Source organism: Anaeromyxobacter dehalogenans 2CP-1, assembly GCF_000022145.1.
Lineage (GTDB): Bacteria > Myxococcota > Myxococcia > Myxococcales > Anaeromyxobacteraceae > Anaeromyxobacter > Anaeromyxobacter dehalogenans.
On record NC_011891.1, the window covers coordinates 4789191 to 4806717 of the forward strand.

Genomic DNA, 17527 nt, shown 5'->3' on the forward strand with positions numbered 1-17527 from the left:
GTCTTCTACCTCATCCCGCGCCCGGGGCGCGGATCCGCAATCTACCCCTTCGCCGCCGGGGCCGTTCCCGGGTCCGGCAGGTCGCCGGCGCGGAGCACGGCGAGCCGTGGGCCGCGGGGCCCGAGCTCCAGGTACTCGAGGGCCTCGCCGTGGAGCGAGCCCGCGTTGGCGTAGCGATCCCCCGGCGCGAGGTGGGCCCGGTGCACGTGCCCGAACACGCCCAGCGCGAAGCCCTCCCGCTCCACCTCGGCCAGGCACCGGCGCCGGAACGTCGCCACCATCCAGTCCTCGGCCAGCGCGCGGGCGGCCGCCTCGGCGAACCAGGCCGCGCCCCGCACCACCCCGAACCGGCCGAAGCGGCGGGAGATTCCGTCCCCGAGCCGCCCCAGCGCCGAGGCGTTCACCGGGTCGGCGGCGTGCCCGTGCGCGACCAGCACGCGGCCGGTCCCGGGCACCTCCAGCACCACCCGCTCCTCGCCCGCGCCCGGATCGTGGTTGCCGCGCGTTCGCCGCAGCCGGCCCTCGCGGCCGAGCGCCTCCAGCTCGGCGACCACCAGCGGGTGCGCCGCCTCGGCCCGTCCACCTCCGGTGAACAGGTCGTCGAACGCGTCGCCGTTCAGCACCACCGTGGCGCCGTCGGCGCGCGCGCGGGCCAGGAAGGCGCGCGCCAGCCGGCCGTGCACCGCCGGGCTGCCGGGCGCGAGGTGCCAGTCGCTGGCGATGCGCCAGGTGGTCACCGCCCCGTGCCCCGCTGCGCGATCAGCCGGTCGTAGAGCGCCTGCGTGCGCGCGCGCGCCAGCTCCTGGAGCGGCTTCACCACCGCCGGATCCCGCGCCGACTCCGGCCGCCGCTCCACCGGGATGGGCTCGCCGATCGCCATCTCCATCCGCGCGGGGAGCGGCAGCGGCGACCAGAACGAGAGCTTGCCCCACCGCACGCCCGGGTACGCCTCCGCGCCGCCCACCACCGCCACCGGGACGATGGGCACGCCGGTGCGCACCGCCATGCGCGCGAAGCCGAGCCGCCCGTCCCAGCGCAGCCGGTAGAAGTCGCGCGAGGGCTGCGCCTCGCGCATGCCGCCCGGCGTGACGAGCAGCGACTCGCCGCGCTCCAGCACCGCCACGCAGTCCTCCTCGTCGGTCCCGATGATGCCGGCGTGCTCCTTCACCCGCGGCAGGCCGGGCAGGAAGCGCTCGATCTGCGACTCTGCCCCCACGATGCGGAGCGGGCGCCAGTCCTCCCGCCGCCCGCTCTCGTGGAACTCCTTCCAGCCGAGGAAGTAGCAGGCCAGCACCAGGTCGAGCACGAGGTACCCGGCGCCGTGCAGCGCCACGTAGACGCACGGACCCTGCGGCACCGTGCCCTCCACCGTCATGCGGTGGTAGCGCGCGAGCCGGCGCGCACCCCCGAGGATCCAGCGGTAGGCCGGGTGGCGCGGATCGAGCGGCGGCGGCGGGGCGTGCGGGGCGTGGCGGCTCACGGGCGGCTCCGGGTCCGGGCGGGGATCCAGCTGCGGCGGGCGCGGACGGCCTGGTCGAGCAGCGCCTGCGTGGCGGCGGCGACGCGGTCGGCGTAGGCCGCCACCCCGGCGGCGTCGCCGGGCGACGGCGGCGGCATGGGCGCGCCGAACCAGAAGTCGAGCGCCACCGGCAGCGGCACGGGAGGCAACCAGAGCGAGCCGCCCTTGCCGAGCGGGAGGCGGAGCGGGTGCTGCTGGTCGGCCCCGGCGATCGCCACCGGCACCACCGGCACGCCGGCGGCGGCGGCGATGCGCGCGTAGCCGCGGCGCCCGGCCCAGTCGAGCGCGTCCTCGTCGCCGTACAGCTCGCGCGCGCCGCCCGGGAACACGAGCAGCGACTCGCCGCCGCGGAGCGCCGCGAGCGCCGCCGCTTCGGTGGCCTCGATGCTGCCGACGTGGCGCCGGACCCAGGCGAGGCCGGGGATGCGATGCAGCGAGGTGCCGCGCTTCTCCATGGGGCGGAACGGGATCCGGTCGGCGTCCCAGAACGTGAGCAGCCCGAGCAGGAAGATCTCGAAGTAGAGCCAGGTGCGCGGGTGCTTCGCGACGTAGATGACCGGCCGATCGCGCGGGACCGCCTCGAGCCCGTGCACGCGCGGGCGGTACCAGAGCTTCAGGCCGCGCGCGAACGGGACGAGGATCGCCTTCTGGCGCCAGGTGCGGGGGAAGGCCATCGCGCGCTCCCGCTAGCCCCGCGCCGCGCGCGCCACCGGCGCGAGCGGCGGGACGGCGAGCGCGGGGCTCCCGGCGCCGGCCACCTGGTAGATGTGCAGCACGCGGGCCGCCACCCGCGACCAGCACAGCGCGTCGGCGCGCGCCCGCCCGCGGGCCCAGAGGCGCGCCCGCAGCCCGGGGTCGTGAGCGGCCCGCGACAGCGCCGTGGCGAGCGCGTCCGGATCGCCGGCCCGCACCAGCAGCGCCGCGCCGCGGGCCGCCTCGGCGTACCCGGGGATGTCGCTCGCCACCACCGGGCAGCCCGCCGCCATGGCCTCGGCGAGCACCATCCCGAAGCTCTCGCCGCCCAGCGACGGCGCGCAGAACACGTCGCCGTCGCGGTAGGCGCGGGCGAGCGCGTCGTCGCTCACCCGGCCCAGGAAGCGCACCCCGGCGCGGGCGGCGCGCCCGGCGAAGCGGTCCGCCGGCCCGTCGCCCACCACCTCGATGTCCACCGCCTCGCCGCGGGCGCGCAGCCGCTCCGCCGCGTCGAGCAGCACCGCCAGGCCCTTGCGCGGCTCGCCGAAGCGCCCGACGAACAGGACCCGCGGCGGCGCGTGCGGCGGGCGCGGCGCGGCGTCGGTGTCCGCGCCGAACCGCGACCGGTCCACGCCGTTCGGGATGACCGCGATGCGGCCGCGGAAGATGGGGCGCGCGAAGCGCTTCGCCTGGCGCGAGACCGCGATGCCGAAGTCCACCCGGGAGAGGCCCGCGGAGGCGAAGCGGCGCAGCACCGACTGCAGCCAGGGCTCGCGCTCGGCGTTCGCGTGGAACGTCGCGACCACCGGCCCGCGCGCGTGGCGGAGCGCGTGGCGCCCCGGCCCGGGCACGATGGGCTCGTGCACGTGGACGACGTCGAAGTCGTGCGCGTCGAGGTAAGCGCGGGTGGCGCGCTCCGAGACGAGCAGGCCGATGCGCGCGACCGAGCCGTTCGCCGGCACGGGCAGGACGCCCCGGAGCCCGTCGCAGCCGTCCGGCACCGCGCCGCTCGCCGGGCCGAGCACCCGCGCCTCCACGCCGAGGCCACCCAGCGCGCGGGCCAGCCCGAGCGCGTGGCGGTTCACGCCGCCGTCGTGGGACAGGTCGTACGGCGTGACGATGCAGACGCGCACGGCCGGATCCCTAGGGCGTGCCGGCCGGCGGCGCCCCCGGGGCGCCGTGCCGGGCCCCGCCCGCGGCCGCTCCCTCGCCGTGGCGGAGCATCTGGTGGATCACCCACAGCCGCCCGAGCGCGGTGCCGCCGGCGCCGAGCGCCACCAGCGCGCAGGTGGTCTCGAGTAGCGGCGACACGGCCGCGGCGGGCGCGAACGACGCTGCGAGCAGCGCCGCCATGAGCATCACCACCCGGTGCGGCCGCTCCAGGCCGAAGGTCGGGCAGGAGACGCCCAGGCCCTCGCCGCGGGCCCGGGTGTACGACACCATCATCGAGGCGGAGAGCGCGCCCACCGCCCACAGCATCCCGGAGCGGTCCGGGAATGCCGCCGCGAGGCCGCCGAACATGGCCATCTCGGAGACGCGGTCGAGGTTCGAGTCGAGGAACGCGCCCGCCTTGGTCTGCGTGCCGGTGCGGCGGGCCAGCTCGCCGTCGAGCAGGTCGCACCAGGAGCCGTAGACCAGCAGCAGGAACGCCCAGCCGAAGCCCCCCATCCCGACCGCCACGCCGGCCGCCGCGGTGAGCGCGGTGCCGATGGCGGTGACGCCGTTCGCGGTGAGCCCGGCCGCGTTCGCGGCGCGCAGCAGCGGCCCGCTCACGAAGTACGCCCACCGGCCCAGGATCCCGATGATCCCGCGCCGGCCGGTGAAGCGGGCCGGCTCGGGCGGGCGCACCACCGCGTACGCCAGGGCGGTGGCCGCGCCGAGGGCCAGGTGGGCGAGGATCGCGAGTCGCGCGCCGGTCGGCATCGCCGGCTAGCCGACCGCGGCCTGCTTGGCGGCCTGCGCCGCCGCGTCGGCGTACTCGCGCAGCTTCGCGAACAGGTTCGTCTGCTGCTGGAAGAGGTCGTGCACCGCGCCGTTGCCGGCCGCGGTCACCGGGCTCTTGAAGAAGAAGGAGAGCCACTCCTGCGGCCCCTTCTCCCCGGCCCGCTGCGCCAGGTCGGCGAGGATCGCGAGGTCGACGGCGAGCGGCGCCGCCAGGATCGAGTCGCGGCACTGGAAGTTGACCTTGATCTGCATCGGGTAGCCGAGCCACCCGTAGAGATCGATCGCGTCCCAGCCTTCCTTGTTGTCGCCGCGCGGCGGGTAGTAGTGGATCGTGACCTTGTGGTCGATGTCCCCGTAGAGCTCGGGGTGCTGCTTCGGCGACAGGATCGAGTCGAGCACCGAGAGCTTCGAGACCTCCTTGGTCTTGAAGCTGGCGGCGTCGTCGAGGACCTCGCCGTCGCGGTTTCCGAGGATGTTCGTGGAGAACCAGCCGTCGAGCCCGAGCAGCCGCGCGTGCAGCATGGGGGCGATGGTGGTCTTCATCAGCGTCTGGCCGGTCTTGAAGTCCTTGCCGCCGGTGACGATGCCCTCGCGCTCGGCCAGCTCGCGGAGCGCCGGGGTGTCCTGCGAGAGGTTCGGCGCGCCGTTCATGAACGGCAGCCCGGTCTTCATCGCGGCGTAGGCGTACACCATCGACGGCGCGATGGTCGGGTCGTTCCGGTCGAGCGCGGCCTCGAACGCCTCCAGCGAGGCGTGGGCCGGGCCGATCTCGGCGTAGACCTCGGTCGAGCCGGTCCACACCATGACGCCGCGGGCGCAGCGGTGCTTCTCCATGAAGCCGCGGATGTCGGCCTGCAGCGCCTCGGCCTTCTCGCGCAGCGAGCCCTTCTTGACGTTCGGGCCGTCGAGGCGGCGCACCCACTCGGTGTCGAACACCGCCGGCATGGGCTTGATGGCCTCGAGCTCCGCCTTGAGCGGCTCGAGGTGGTCGCGGTTCAGCACCCGGGCGCGACACGCGGCCGCGTACACGTCGTCCGGAATGGGGTCCCACCCGCCGAACACGAGGTCGTCGAAGGACGCGAGCGGCAGCACATCCTTGATGAGGCGGCCGTGGTTGTGGCCGTCGTCCAGGAAGTGGCCGAGCTGGGTGAGCGACCCCACCGGCTGCGCCAGCTTCTTGCGGACGGCGTGGACCCCGGCGATGGCGGTGGTGGCGACGGCGCCCATGCCAGGCATGAGCACCGCCAGCTTTTCCCCCTTGCGCAGGGGCTTCAGACCGGAAACGATTTTCATGTGCACACCTCTGGGCGGTGGCCGCGAAGGGCGCGGCGCCTCCTCTTCCTGCCCCCGCGCTCCGGAAGGCTGCACGCCGCCCAGGAACGCCTGACGGCAGAACGGGCTGCCGGTGGCCGGGTTTCTACCTCATGGCGGGCCCGGGCGAAAGGGTAAGGCGCACGCCGTCGGCCCGCGCTCACCGGCGGCCGGCCGCGTTGGGCCGGGCGAAGCGCACGTCGTGGACCCGCGCGCCGGGCTCCATGAAGCGCAGCAGCGCCTCGCCCTCGGCGGCCAGCGCCAGCCGCGCGGCGCCCTCGAGCGCGGCGAACGGCTCCACCACGAGCGCCGTCCCGCGCCGCCCGCGCTCGGTGCGCCAGGTCCCGGCCACCCGCCCGTCCACCAGGAAGCACGCGCGCACCAGCCCGTTGTTCGTCACCACCAGCGGGCGGTGCGCGTCGTCGATGAAGCGGCGCCGGTCGGCGTGGGCGAGCAGCAGCGCGTCGAACTCCCCCAGGAACCGCACCGGCGCGGCCACGTCCTCGGGCGGGCGCGGCGCGTCGGCGAGGTCCACCAGCTCGCGGCCGTCCTCGTCGCGAAAGGTGCGCAGGTCCGCCCCGAGCCCCTCGAGCGCCTCGCGCACGGCGCCGAGGCCGGTGAAGGTGGCGAGGTCGGCGGCGCTGGCCGGTCCGACGGCCGCGAGCGCGCGGCGCAGGAGCGCCTGCAGCGCCGCCGCGGGCTCGCAGGCGCGCCCCAGCCACGCCTCCGCGTCCGCGAACGCCGCCGCGGCCGGCCAACCCCAGGGCGCGGCCGCCTCGGGGACCTGCACCAGCGGGACGCCGTAGCGCACCGCCAGCGAGGCCGCGTGCAGGTCGGCGCGCGGGAAGCGCTCCGCCACGAGCGCCCGCAGCGCGTCGAAGGTGCGCGGCGCCTCCGCCAGCCAGCCGCGCGCCGCCTCCGCCAGCGCCGGCCGGTCGACGGTCTCCAGCTTCCGGCCGGCGGCGCTGCGCAGCGCCGGCTCGAGCGAGGGGCCGAGCGCGGCGCGCAGGCGCAGGAAATCGCGGGCGGAGAGCAGGTGCAGGGTGCCGCGCAGGAACGGGGCGCGCACGATCTCGCGCGCCAGCGCGGCCCGCGTCAGGTCCACGGGCACGAAGCCGTCGAGCCGCGTCCAGAGCGCCAGGAACGGCGGCCGGGCGAGCTGCGCCTGCAGGCAGAGGAGCCGCTCCAGGGCGCGCACCGGCGCCGCCCGCTCGCGGGCGAGGAGCAGCTGGCGGGCGAGCGTGGCGCGGTTCAGCGCCCGGCGGGTGAGGAGCGGCGGGGGCATTCCGCCGACAGTGTACCCCTGGCCTCCGTCGCGCGGGCGCCCGGCCGCCCGGCGGCGCGCGCGGCCGGTTGCGGCCGGTTGCGGCCGGTCGCACCGGTGCGGATCGTCGTCGCGGGAGGGGAACGCGATGCGGAGGGCGGACGGTCTTTGGCGGCGGCGCGCGGGGGCGGTGGCGGACCTGCCCGCGCGCCTGGCGCTCGGCAGCAGCATGCTCTACCACGGGCTGTCCAAGCTGCGCGGCGACGGGCCGGCGCAGACGGCGCGGATGTTCGAGGGGCTCGGGCTCCGGCCCGGCCGCGCGCTCGCGATGGCGACCGGCCTGGCCGAGACGTTCGCGGGCGCGGCCGCCATCCTCGGCATCGCCACCGCCCCTGCGGCGCTGGCGGTGATCGTGACGCAGGCGGTCGCCATCCGGAAGGTGCACGCGCCGAACGGCTTCAACGTCGTGAAGGGCGGCATGGAGTTCAACCTCGCGCTCGTCGCGATGGCGCTCGCGCTGCTCGCCGAGGGGCCGCGGACGGTCTCGGCGCACCACGCGGCGCGCCGGCTGGCGCGTCGGCACGGCCTGCCGGCCCTCCTCGCCGCCGGGCGCCCGGGCCGCGTCGAGCGCGCGCTCGCCGTCCTCGGCTGACCGCCCGGCCTGCGCCGGCCCGGCGTCCCCGCCCCCCCCGGCGAGCGCCGGGACGGCGGGATGCGCGCCACCGCCCACCCACGCGGGTGAGCGGAGGTGGACCTGGGCCGAATGTCACGGGATTATGCGCTCGGCCTCCTTGTTTCCCGACGGGCGAGCGCGCGAAGCGTGAAATACGCGGTCCGCTGCCCCGTAGGGCCGGGCACGCACATGACCGCATCCGAGCTTTCCACCGACGGTTCCATCCTGCTCCGCGCGCTCGCGGTGCCGCAGCACGGGTTCCCGCTCGTGACCACGCGCCGCCGCGCCGGGCTCGCGCTCGCGCTCGCCACCGCCGCCGCGCTCGCCACCGCCGCCGCCGTGCTCCCGAGCACCGACTTCGGGGCCGCGGCCCTGGCGGCCGACCGCGGCGAGGACGGCGCCGAGCTGACCGTCAGCCAGCGCGAGGACAACGCCGCCACCGCGCGCAAGCTCGGCCTGATCGCCGGCTGGGCCGGCGCCGCCGCGCTGCCCGCGCTGCTCGCGGTGGCCGCCGCGGGCTGCCTGTTCGTCGGCTTCCGCGTCGCCGGCGCCCGCCCGGACTTCAAGGCCACGCTGGCGGTGACCGCGCACGGGATGCTGCCGGTGTGGCTGCGCGGGCTGCTCGCCATCCCGGCCGCGCTGGTGCACGCGCCGCTCGCGCCGGCCGACGTGCCGCGGCTCGTGCCCTCGAGCCTCGCCGCGCTCGTCCCGTCGGCGCCGCCGCCGCTCGCCGCCGCGCTCGGCGCCGCCGACCTGTTCACCGTGTGGGCGCTCGTGCTGGTGGCGGTCGGCATGGCCCGCGCCGCGGGGACCTCGCGCCTGCGGGCCGCGGTCGTGACGCTGGTGCTCTTCGCCGCCTACGTGGCGCTCTTCCAGGTGGTCCCCGCCGCGCTGTCGGCGGGCGGCCCCGGCCCCCGCTAGCACAAGGACCCGAGACCGCATGCGCTCCCTCGCCGCCGCGCTCCTCCTCGCCCTCGCCTCCGCGACGCGCGCCCAGGCCCCCATCACGCTCGACGACGCGCTCGCGCAGGCCGCGCGCGCCAACGCCGACCTCTCCATGGCGCGCGCCGACCGCGGCATGGCCGCCGCCGACCGCGGCCAGGCGCGCGCCGCGGTGCTGCCGCGCCTCGACCTCGACGCCGGGTTCGGCCACAGCTTCATCGGCCGCGCCTCCGGCGCCGGAGCGCTCATCGACCCGATCACCGGGCAGGTGACCGTGATCGGCGTCGCGAGCGACTCCGAGGCCTACAGCGCCTCGCTCTCGCTCTCGCAGCCGCTCTTCGACTGGGCCCGCTTCAAGGACCTCGACCGCGCCCGCTGGGGCGCCCGCGCCAGCGACCGCGGCTACGACGAGACCGCGCTGTCCGTCTCCTTCGAGGTCACCCGCCGCTTCTACGACCTCGTGAAGCAGGAGCGGAGCCTCGAGGTGCTGCAGAAGACCGTGACGCGCTCGCAGGAGCTGGTGGACCGCGCCGAGGCGCTGTTCACCGCCGGCCGCGCGCCGAAGAGCGACACCTACTCGGCCCGCGTGAACCTGCAGAACGACCGGATCGCGGTGGAGGGGCAGCACATCCGCGTGGCGCAGGCCCGCACCGCGCTCGCCCAGGTGCTCGGGCGCATCGACGCCGAGGCGATCTCGGTGGTGGCGCCCGCGGCGATCGACGCGCCCGGCGTCCCCGGCGCCGAGCCTCCCCCGGCCGACGCGCTCCTCGCCCGCGCCCGCGAGCGCCGCCCGGCGGTGCTGGCCCAGGCGGCCTCGGTGCACGCGGCCCGCGCCGGGGTCGGCGGCGCGCAGGCGGGCTACCTGCCCACGGTCTCGGCGGTGGGCTCCTACGCGCGGCAGGGCACGGTGCTCGGCGGCCAGGGCGGCGTCTACGGCGACCCCTCGCGCGACTACAGCGCCTCCGCCCAGGTGGTCCTCTCCTGGAACCTGTTCGAGGGGTTCGGCACCTCCGCCCGCGTGCAGCGCGCCTCGGCCTCGCTCGACCGCGCCCGCGCCGACGAGGACCGCACGCTCCAGGCGGTCGCGAAGGAGATCGGCGACGCGCGGGCGGCGACGGTGGCGCTCGCCCGGCAGGTGGCGCTCGCCACCGACACGCTCACCATCGCGCAACAGTCCCTGGCGCTCGCCACCGAGCGGCTGGAGGCGGGCCTCGCCAACCAGCTCGAGCTCCGCGACGCCAATCTCAAGCTGACGCAGGCGGAGCTCTCGCTCCTCGAGTCCCGCATCGATCACGCCGTGGCGGTCGCCGACCTGGCGCGCGCCGCGGGAGGAACGCTCTAGATGGCCACGCAGAACCCGCTCCCGATGCCCTCCCCCGACCACGCTGCCCCGGCCCCGGACGCCCCGGTGCTCGCCGCCCTCCCGCCGCAGCCGCGCATGAGCTGGGGCAAGCGGATCGTCGCCGGCCTGTTCGTGGTGGCGGTGGTCGCCATCACCGTCTCCGCGCTCCGCCCGAAGCCGCCGCCGCCCATCGGCATCCAGGCGGTGGCGGCGAAGCGCGGGCCCATCACCCGCCTCGTCACCGCCGCCGGCAAGCTGCAGGCGGCCACCGAGGTGAAGCTCTCCGCGAACGTCTCGGGCGACCTGCTCGAGCTCGACGCGCACGAGGGCGACCTGGTGAAGAAGGGCCAGGTGCTGGGAAAGGTGGACTCGCGGCGCTACAGCGCGCAGGTGGCGCAGCAGACCGCGGCGCGCGCCAGCGCCGCCGCCGACGTCGAGCTGGAGAAGGTGAAGGTCGCGCAGCTCGAGCAGGAGCTGGCCCGGGTGGAGCGCCTGGTGAAGACCGGCAACGCGAGCGCGGCCGAGCTCGACACCGCCCGCTCCAACCTCGGGGCCGAGCGGGCCCGCCAGCAGGCGGCGGTCGAGCGGGTGGCCCAGGCCGAGGCGGCGCTCAGCGAGGCGCGCCACGCGCTCTCGCTCACCACGCTCGCCTCGCCCATCGACGGCGTCATCACCAAGCGCCAGAAGACCGCGGGCGAGCGCGTGCGGGGCTCGGACCTCTCCGAGGACGTGGTGCTCATCATCTCCACGCTCTCCAAGATGGAGGCGAAGATCGAGGTGGGCGAGCACGAGGTCGTCTACGTGAAGGAGGGCGACACCGCCGAGGTCGAGATCGACGCCTTCCCGGACCAGAAGTTCCCGGCGACCGTCGTGGAGGTGGCGCGCAACGCCACCGTGAAGAACCAGGGCACCGAGGGCGAGGTGACCACGTTCTTCGTGCGGCTCGCGCTCGACCACCCGGTGCAGAACGCGCTCCCCGGCATGAGCGCGCAGGCGTCGATCGCCACCGACACGCGCGACAGCGCGGTGGTGGTGCCGATCCAGGCCGTGACCGTCCGGCCCGAGCGCGAGCTGACCGGCGCCGGCCCCGCGCCGGAGGGCCCGCCCGCCCCGGCACAGGGCGCCGGCCAGAAGAAGGCCAAGCGCGACCCGCTGCGCAAGGTGGTGTTCGTGATCGAGGACGGGGTGGCGAAGATCCGCCCGGTCGAGACGGGCCTCGCCAGCGACACCGAGCTCGAGATCACCTCCGGCCTGAAGGAGGGCGAGAAGGTGGTGGAGGGCCCGTACCGCGTGCTCTCGCGCGAGCTCGCCGACGGCAAGCGCGTCAACGAGGAGCCGCTGGGCGGCAAGCCGGGCGCCGGCGGGAAGAAGGGCTAGCCGTGGCCGAGCCGCTCATCGTCGTCGAGGAGCTTCACCGGCACTACGTGGTGGGCGGCGAGACCGTGCGCGCGCTCGACGGCGTGTCGTTCACCATCGAGCGCGGGGAGTGGGTCGCGATCGTGGGCCAGTCCGGCTCGGGCAAGTCCACGCTCATGAACCTGCTCGGCTGCCTCGACACGCCCAGCGCCGGCGTCTACCGCCTGAACGGCTCGGACGTGGAGGGGCTCGCCGACGATCAGCTCGCCGACCTGCGCAACCGCGAGATCGGGTTCGTGTTCCAGACGTTCCAGCTCCTGCCCCGCGCCAGCGCGGTGCAGAACGTGGAGCTGCCGCTCGTGTACCGCGGGGTGCCCCGCCGCGAGCGGCGCGCCCGCGCCGAGGGGGCGCTGCGGGCGGTCGGCCTCGGGCACCGCATGACCCACCGGCCCAACGAGCTGTCCGGCGGCCAGCGGCAGCGCGTCGCCATCGCGCGCGCGCTGGTGGGCGAGCCGTCGATCCTGCTCGCCGACGAGCCCACCGGCAACCTCGACTCCGCCACCGGCGAGGAGATCATCCGGCTGTTCTCCGAGCTGCACCAGCGCGGCCACACCATCATCCTCGTCACCCACGAGCCGCGGCTGGCGGCGCGCTGCCCGCGCGCCATCCGGCTGTCCGACGGCCGGGTGGTGGGCGACGGCCCCGGCGCCGAGGTGGCGCTGTCCGGCGCCCGGGCGGTCCACGCATGAACCGCGTCGCCCGGGCCTTCGTCCGCGCCGGCGCGGAGCTCGCCGAGTCGGTGCGCATCGCGCTCGAGTCCCTGATCGGCGCGCGCCTGCGCAGCTTCCTCACCACGCTCGGCATCGTCATCGGCGTGATGACGGTGATCGCCATCGTCGCCATCATCCAGGGGCTGAACCGCTCGTTCGAGGGGCAGATCGCGAACCTGGGCGCGAACACGCTCTACGTCTCCAAGTTCGCCTGGCTGGCGCAGGGCCGCGGCGAGTGGTGGGAGATGCGGAACCGCAAGGACCTGGGCAAGCGCGAGCTCGCGGCGGTGGAGCGCGAGGTGACGCTCGCCACGGCGGTCGCGCCGCAGGCGGGAACGCGCGGGACGGTCACCCGGCTCGACAAGGAGCTCTCCGGCGTCCAGCTCATCGGCACGAACGCGCGCTACCTCGACACCGGGGCCGGCTCGGTGCAGGCCGGGCGCTTCCTCACCGACACCGACGTGGACCTGGAGCGCGCCGCCGCGGTGCTGGGGCACGCGGTGGCGGAGCGGCTGTTCCCGGGCGCCTCGCCGGAGACCGTGCTCGGCCAGCGCGTCACGCTGGAGGGCCACCCGTTCACGGTGGTGGGGGTGATGGCGAAGCGCGGGCAGATGCTCGGCATGGACATGGACAGCAACGTCATCCTGCCGTTCACGACGTTCCTGCGCGACCTCGGCTCGAAGCGCTCCCTCAACCTGGCGGTGGCGGCCGCGCCGGAGAACCTCTCCGCGCTCGAGGACCAGATCGTCGGGGTGCTGCGCCGGGTCCGGCAGGTGGCCCCGGACAAGAAGGACGACTTCGCCATCAACCGGCAGGAGCAGTTCCTGCGCATCTACCGCCAGCTCACCGGCGCGCTGTACGGCGTCGCCATCGGCGTGGGGCTCATCACGCTGGTGGTGGGCGGCATCGGCATCATGAACATCATGCTGGTGTCGGTGACCGAGCGGACCCGCGAGATCGGGGTGCGGCGCGCGCTCGGGGCCCGGCGGCGCACCATCCTCCTGCAGTTCCTGATCGAGTCGTCGGTGGTGGCGGCGCTGGGCGGCGCGGTGGGCACCACGCTCGGCCTCGGGGTGGCGCAGCTCGTGGCGCTGCTCACGCCGCTCGCCGCGGCGGTGACGCCGTCGGCGGTGGCGCTCGGGCTCGGCTTCTCCGCGGGCGTGGGCCTGCTGTTCGGCTCCTGGCCGGCCTGGCGCGCCGCGCGCCTCGATCCGGTCGAGGCGCTGAGGTACGAATGAACGCCTTCCTCGACACGCTGGCGATGGCCATCGGCACGCTGCGCGGGAACGTGCTGCGGTCGATGCTGACGCTGCTCGGCATCGTGATCGGCGCCTGCACCGTGGTGGCGATGATGTCGCTCACCGAGGGGCTCCGCCTCAAGATGACGACCGACTTCGCCATGCTGGGCGCCGGCGCGTTCCAGGTCCAGAAGTGGCCGCACATGAACTTCGGGCCGATCGACTGGCGCAAGTACGAGCAGCGCAAGCCGCTCACCCGCGAGCAGGGCGAGGCGCTCCGGTCGCTCCCGCACGTGAAGTTCGTGTCGATCGAGGAGTACCCGAGCGGCGACGGCAACGGCGCGGCGGTGGTCTCCACGCCGGAGCGGGCCACCCGGCGCGAGGTCGCGTTCGGCGGGGTGCTCCCCGACTACGAGCCCGCCAACGGCGTCACCGTCGGCCAGGGTCGGTTCATCAGCACCACCGACGTGCTGCTCGGCCGCCGGGTGACGTTCGTGGGCACCGACGTGGTGGACGTGCTGTTCCCGAAGATGGACCCCATCGGCCGCGAGGTGCGCATCCGCGGCGTGCCGTTCGAGATCATCGGCGTCTCGATGAAGCAGGGGAGCATCTTCGGCCAGTCGAAGGACTCCTGGGCGGTGGTGCCCTGGACCGCCTACGAGGTCGCGTTCGGGCGGAACCGCAACAACAACATCGCCATCCAGGCCACCTCGCCCGAGGACCTGCCGCTCGCCATGGACGAGGTGGTCGCGGCGTTGCGGCGGCTGCGCGGGCTCGGGCCGCAGGAGGAGAACGACTTCGAGCTGTTCTCCAACGACACCTCGGCGGAGATGTTCGACAACCTGGCGCGGATGGTGGGCGCGGCCACGTTCGGCGTGTGCGCGCTGGCGCTGCTGGTCGGCGGCATCGGCGTCATGAACATCATGCTCGTGTCGGTGACCGAGCGGACCCGGGAGATCGGCGTCCGGATGGCGCTGGGCGCCCGGCGCGGCCGCATCCTGATGCAGTTCCTGCTCGAGTCGATCACGCTCTCCGGCCTGGGCGGCCTGGTGGGCGTCCTGGTCGGCGCCGGGCTCGCCCTGGGCGCCCGCGCCGTGTTCGACGTTCCGGCGAGCATCCCGGCGTGGGCGGTGATACTCTCCCTCGCCTCCGCCTGCGGGGCCGGGTTGCTGTTCGGCATCTACCCGGCCGCCCGAGCCTCGAAGCTCGACCCGGTGGAGGCGATGCGGATCGAATAGGAGAGCGGCGGCGCGTGGACAGAGCGAAGGTGATGAGAGAGGTACGGGGCTGGACGCTCACCATCCTCGCGGTGCTCGCCTTCCGGACGTTCCTCTACGAGGCCGTCTACATCCCGTCGGGCTCGATGCTGCCGACGCTGGAGATCGGCGACTACGTCATCGTGGAGAAGTGGGCCTACGGCGCGCGGCTGCCGTTCACCGCGACCGCGCAGGCCACGTGGGCCACCCCGAAGCGCGGCGACATCGTGGTGCTGCTCGCGCCCCCCGGGAACCCGCGCGACGACGACCTCATCAAGCGGGTGGTGGCGGTCGGCGGCGACACGGTCGAGATCCTCGACGGGCACCTGGTGCTGAACGGCCAGCCCGTGCCCCGCGAGCGCATCGCCGGCTCGTGCAGCTACTGGGATCGCCCCGAGGGCTCCGGCTGGCGCGAGGAGCCGTGCGTGGACGCCCTCGAGCAGCTCGGGCCGCACCGCTACCACACGTACTGCACCCCGTACCAGGAGTGCGGTGACGTGCCGGCGCAGAAGGTGCCCGAGGGCACGGTGTGGCTCGCCGGCGACCACCGCGACCACTCCGCCGACAGCCGCGTGTTCGGCCCCGTCCCCGTCGGCCGCATCAAGGGCCGCGCCTGGATCGCGCTCGCGTCCTGGGGGCCGGGCGGGCCGCGGTGGAACCGGCTGTTCCACTTCGTGAATCATTAGCCACGGGGACTGCGTCCCCGCCCCGCCGGCGGAGCCGTCGGGGCCCCACCCCTGCTGCGCGGGGCCCGTGACCTCGCGCGCCCGCCTGCGCGGGCGCGCGCGAGGTCCCCGCGGCGAGGGGCTACGCCCCTCCCCCGCTGCGCGGTGCCCCCTCCCTGCTCGCCTTCCATCGGCTGACGGCGAGCGTGGCCGCGGGAACGACGTGGGTCTGTCGAGGGGCGTTTCGGGCGCCCGAAACGAAGGTGGGCATTTCATGCGCATGAAACGCCGCCGCCCCACCCTCGTCCGCGCTCGAGCCGGCGGGCGCCACGCCGGCTCCGCGTGACGCGCACCGTGGCTCGCCCTCCGGCCTCTCGCGAGCCGACCGCGCGGCCCCGGTTCCGGGCCCGCGGAACCGTCCCGGACGCCGTCGAACCCTCGAAGCCCGTGCCCGCTCCCGCTCGGCACGACATCCCTTCACCCTCCGTACAACCCCCGCACCGTCTCGATCGTGTCCGCGTCCTCGGGGCGCTTGTCCTCGCGGTAGCGCTTCACGCGCGCGAAGCGGAGGGCGAGGCCGCCGGGGTAGCGCGGGCTGGACTGGATCCCGTCGAACGCGACCTCCACCACCAGCTCGGGGCGCACCGGGACCTGCCAGGCGTCGAGGGGACCCGTGGCGAGCGCCTTCAGCCGCTCGGTCTGCCACGCGAGCATGGCGTCGGTCATGCCCTTGAACGTCTTGCCGAGCATGACGAAGCCTCCGGTGGATGGGTCGCGCGCGCCGAGGTGCAGGTTGGAGAGCCAGCCGCGGCGCCGGCCGCTGCCCCACTCCGCGGCGAGCACCACCAGGTCGAGCGTGTGCGCGCGCTTCACCTTCAGCCACGCCGCGCCGCGGCGGCCGGCCTCGTAAGGCGCGTCGAGCGCCTTCGCCACCACGCCCTCCTGACCGCGGGCGAGCGCGTCCTCGAGGAACGCGCCGGCCTCGGCGGGATCGCGGGTGACGAGCCGCGGGACGCGCTGCTCCGCCGGGACGGCGCGCTCGAGCGCGGCCCAGCGCACGCGCTCCGGGCTCGCCAGCAGCTCTGCGCCGCCGGCCACCAGCGCGTCGAAGAAGAACGCGGTGAGCGGCAGATCGGGCGCGAGGCGCTCCACGTCCAGCCTCCGGCCGAAGCGGCGCATGGTGACCTGGAACGGCTCGGGCGTGCCGTCGGCGCGGAGCGCGATGGCCTCGCCGTCGAGCACGAGCCGCGGCTCGGGCGCGGCGCGCAGGAGCGCCACCACCTCGGGCACGGCCGCGGTCACGTCGCGCAGCGAGCGGGAGAACACGCGCACCTCGCCGCCGTCGCGGTGCGCCTGGATCCGCGCGCCGTCCAGCTTCCACTCCAGCGCGGCCTCGCCGCCGAGCGCCCGGAGCGCCTCCTCCACGTCCGCCGCGGTCTGCGCCAGCATGGGCGACACGGGCTCGCCCACCCGCAGCCGGAAGCGCGCCAGGCCGGCGGCGCCCTCCGAGAGCGCCGCGACCGCGACCGGCGGGAGCGCGCCGGCGAGCATGGCGGCGCGCCGGACCTCGGCCGCGGGGAGCCCCGCGGCCCGCGCCACCGCGTCGGCGAGCACGCCCTCCAGCGCGCCCTGCCGCAGCTCGCCGAGGAGGAGCGCCGCCAGGAACCAGCGCTCGGGGGCGCCGGCCCGGGCGAGCAGCGCATCGAGCTCCCGGCGACGGGCGCCGGCCGAGCCCGCGCCGGACGCGGTCGCGATGCGGCCCAGCGCCGCGTCCACCTCCGCCACCGTGAGCCCCGGCCCGCCGCCCTCCGCCGGCGCCGCGTCGAGCGCGGCCCGCACGGTGGCGCCGCCGATCCCGATGCGCCCGCCGGGCAGGTCGCCCGCGAGCCAGCTCGCGCCCACCGCGCGCTCGTCCGGCGCGAGCCGGCGGAGCGCCTCGGCGAGGCGCGCGATCTTCTCGAGGCGCGCCGGGGTGGCGGCCACGGCGCGGGAGACCTCGGCGAGCTCGGCGAGCAGCACGCCGGATCGTCTAACCGGCCTCCTCCGCCAGCGCGCGGGCGGCGGCGCGCGCGGCCGCCTCCACCGCCGGGACGGCCGCGGCCACCGCCGGGGTGAGCCCCTCGCCGACCTCGTCCAGGATCTCGGCCTCCACCGCGACGAGCTGGATCCGGGACGGGACCGGCGCGCCGGCGGCGCGGGCGCGGGCCACCGCGGAGGGGAGCCCGATGGCGTGCGGCGAGGGACCCCCCGGGGCGTGGATGGCCTCGAGCGGCAGCGCGTGCACGGTGCCCGGCGGCGCCGCCCCGGTCCGCACCGCGTCCACCACCACCACGCGGTCGAAGCCCTCCATGTCGTCGAGCAGGTACAGGCCGGCCTGCGCGCTGGTGCGGACCTCGACGTCCGGCTCCGGCCGAGCTGCCAGCCGCGCCGCGACGTGCAGCGCCACCGCGTCGTCGCGACGGAGCGGGTTGCCCAGGCACAGGATGAGGACCGATGCGACGGGGCGCCGCCCCGGCGGCCTCGCTGCGCTCGCTGGCCGTTCGGGGTCCATGCG

The 17527-nt window shown here is 75.9% G+C and carries 17 protein-coding genes; 8 read left to right on the plus strand and 9 right to left on the minus strand.

What is annotated here, in order from left to right; all coding sequences use genetic code 11:
- Window positions 1-41 precede the first annotated feature (41 nt).
- The 7 genes from A2CP1_RS21630 to A2CP1_RS21660 all read right to left on the minus strand — a co-directional run bounded on the left by A2CP1_RS21630 (window position 42) and on the right by A2CP1_RS21660 (window position 6752).
- Window positions 42-737, minus strand: coding sequence for a metallophosphoesterase (locus A2CP1_RS21630; RefSeq protein WP_015935317.1), 696 nt, complete (start codon window positions 735-737; stop codon window positions 42-44).
- The gene (locus tag A2CP1_RS21635) at window positions 734-1480 is read right to left on the minus strand and encodes a lysophospholipid acyltransferase family protein (RefSeq protein ID WP_015935318.1); all 747 of its coding nucleotides are present in this window, start codon (window positions 1478-1480) and stop codon (window positions 734-736) included. The genes A2CP1_RS21630 and A2CP1_RS21635 overlap by 4 nt, the downstream gene beginning before the upstream one ends.
- Window positions 1477-2193 (minus strand): 1-acyl-sn-glycerol-3-phosphate acyltransferase, encoded by a 717-nt coding sequence (locus A2CP1_RS21640; RefSeq protein ID WP_015935319.1) that lies wholly within the window; start codon window positions 2191-2193, stop codon window positions 1477-1479. Before A2CP1_RS21640 ends, A2CP1_RS21635 begins: the two co-directional genes overlap by 4 nt.
- A gap of 12 nt (window positions 2194-2205) precedes the next feature.
- Window positions 2206-3345: a glycosyltransferase family 4 protein gene (locus A2CP1_RS21645; RefSeq protein WP_015935320.1), complete on the minus strand. Its 1140-nt coding sequence runs from the start codon at window positions 3343-3345 to the stop codon at window positions 2206-2208.
- A 10-nt stretch (window positions 3346-3355) separates the two neighbouring features.
- A complete protein-coding gene (locus tag A2CP1_RS21650) occupies window positions 3356-4135 on the minus strand; it encodes a CDP-alcohol phosphatidyltransferase family protein (RefSeq protein ID WP_015935321.1) in 780 nt (259 codons plus the stop codon).
- Between the two features lie 6 nt (window positions 4136-4141).
- A complete protein-coding gene (locus tag A2CP1_RS21655; RefSeq protein WP_012528235.1) occupies window positions 4142-5449 on the minus strand; it encodes an inositol-3-phosphate synthase in 1308 nt (435 codons plus the stop codon).
- Window positions 5450-5627: 178 nt separating this feature from the next.
- Entirely contained in the window at window positions 5628-6752 is a 1125-nt protein-coding gene (locus A2CP1_RS21660) for a winged helix DNA-binding domain-containing protein (protein ID WP_015935322.1), read from the minus strand.
- Between the two features lie 169 nt (window positions 6753-6921).
- On the opposite strand from A2CP1_RS21660, the gene A2CP1_RS21665 reads away from it, so the two are divergent.
- The 8 genes from A2CP1_RS21665 (at window position 6922) to lepB (ending at window position 14994) form a co-directional block, all read left to right on the plus strand.
- Entirely contained in the window at window positions 6922-7383 is a 462-nt protein-coding gene (locus A2CP1_RS21665; RefSeq protein WP_245529897.1) for a DoxX family protein, read from the plus strand.
- Window positions 7384-7593: 210 nt separating this feature from the next.
- Window positions 7594-8325: a YIP1 family protein gene (locus tag A2CP1_RS21670; RefSeq protein WP_041450576.1), complete on the plus strand. Its 732-nt coding sequence runs from the start codon at window positions 7594-7596 to the stop codon at window positions 8323-8325.
- Window positions 8326-8344: 19 nt separating this feature from the next.
- Window positions 8345-9688 (plus strand): TolC family protein, encoded by a 1344-nt coding sequence (locus tag A2CP1_RS21675; RefSeq protein WP_015935325.1) that lies wholly within the window; start codon window positions 8345-8347, stop codon window positions 9686-9688.
- On the plus strand, window positions 9689-11065 hold the full coding sequence (locus A2CP1_RS21680; RefSeq protein ID WP_015935326.1) for an efflux RND transporter periplasmic adaptor subunit: 1377 nt from the start codon (window positions 9689-9691) through the stop codon (window positions 11063-11065). It begins immediately after the preceding gene.
- A 2-nt stretch (window positions 11066-11067) separates the two neighbouring features.
- Window positions 11068-11793 carry an ABC transporter ATP-binding protein gene (locus A2CP1_RS21685; RefSeq protein ID WP_011423201.1) on the plus strand — a complete coding sequence of 242 codons (726 nt, stop codon included), beginning with the start codon at window positions 11068-11070 and terminating at the stop codon, window positions 11791-11793.
- Window positions 11790-13052 carry an ABC transporter permease gene (locus tag A2CP1_RS21690; protein WP_015935327.1) on the plus strand — a complete coding sequence of 421 codons (1263 nt, stop codon included), beginning with the start codon at window positions 11790-11792 and terminating at the stop codon, window positions 13050-13052. Before A2CP1_RS21685 ends, A2CP1_RS21690 begins: the two co-directional genes overlap by 4 nt.
- Window positions 13049-14290, plus strand: coding sequence for an ABC transporter permease (locus tag A2CP1_RS21695; RefSeq protein ID WP_015935328.1), 1242 nt, complete (start codon window positions 13049-13051; stop codon window positions 14288-14290). Before A2CP1_RS21690 ends, A2CP1_RS21695 begins: the two co-directional genes overlap by 4 nt.
- 32 nt (window positions 14291-14322) lie before the next feature.
- Window positions 14323-14994, plus strand: coding sequence for a signal peptidase I (gene lepB / locus A2CP1_RS21700; protein WP_012528244.1), 672 nt, complete (start codon window positions 14323-14325; stop codon window positions 14992-14994).
- Between the two features lie 456 nt (window positions 14995-15450).
- On the opposite strand, the gene A2CP1_RS21705 is transcribed toward lepB, so the two are convergent.
- Window positions 15451-16992 carry an ATP-dependent DNA ligase gene (locus A2CP1_RS21705; RefSeq protein WP_015935329.1) on the minus strand — a complete coding sequence of 514 codons (1542 nt, stop codon included), beginning with the start codon at window positions 16990-16992 and terminating at the stop codon, window positions 15451-15453.
- A 10-nt stretch (window positions 16993-17002) separates the two neighbouring features.
- On the minus strand, window positions 17003-17524 hold the full coding sequence (locus tag A2CP1_RS21710; RefSeq protein WP_015935330.1) for a hydrogenase maturation protease: 522 nt from the start codon (window positions 17522-17524) through the stop codon (window positions 17003-17005).
- Between the last annotated feature and the right edge of the window lie 3 nt (window positions 17525-17527).

What these genes read in the sequence shown, in the direction of transcription:
- A2CP1_RS21660 (WP_015935322.1), bottom strand. Translation starts at nt 6,752, where the DNA reads ATGCCCCCGCCGCTCCTCACCCGCCGGGCGCTGAACCGCGCCACGCTC.
- A2CP1_RS21680 (WP_015935326.1), top strand. Translation starts at nt 9,689, where the DNA reads ATGGCCACGCAGAACCCGCTCCCGATGCCCTCCCCCGACCACGCTGCC.
- A2CP1_RS21655 (WP_012528235.1), bottom strand. Translation starts at nt 5,449, where the DNA reads ATGAAAATCGTTTCCGGTCTGAAGCCCCTGCGCAAGGGGGAAAAGCTG.
- A2CP1_RS21695 (WP_015935328.1), top strand. Translation starts at nt 13,049, where the DNA reads ATGAACGCCTTCCTCGACACGCTGGCGATGGCCATCGGCACGCTGCGC.
- lepB (WP_012528244.1), top strand. Translation starts at nt 14,323, where the DNA reads ATGAGAGAGGTACGGGGCTGGACGCTCACCATCCTCGCGGTGCTCGCC.
- A2CP1_RS21640 (WP_015935319.1), bottom strand. Translation starts at nt 2,193, where the DNA reads ATGGCCTTCCCCCGCACCTGGCGCCAGAAGGCGATCCTCGTCCCGTTC.
- A2CP1_RS21710 (WP_015935330.1), bottom strand. Translation starts at nt 17,524, where the DNA reads ATGGACCCCGAACGGCCAGCGAGCGCAGCGAGGCCGCCGGGGCGGCGC.
- A2CP1_RS21675 (WP_015935325.1), top strand. Translation starts at nt 8,345, where the DNA reads ATGCGCTCCCTCGCCGCCGCGCTCCTCCTCGCCCTCGCCTCCGCGACG.
- A2CP1_RS21650 (WP_015935321.1), bottom strand. Translation starts at nt 4,135, where the DNA reads ATGCCGACCGGCGCGCGACTCGCGATCCTCGCCCACCTGGCCCTCGGC.
- A2CP1_RS21670 (WP_041450576.1), top strand. Translation starts at nt 7,594, where the DNA reads ATGACCGCATCCGAGCTTTCCACCGACGGTTCCATCCTGCTCCGCGCG.
- A2CP1_RS21690 (WP_015935327.1), top strand. Translation starts at nt 11,790, where the DNA reads ATGAACCGCGTCGCCCGGGCCTTCGTCCGCGCCGGCGCGGAGCTCGCC.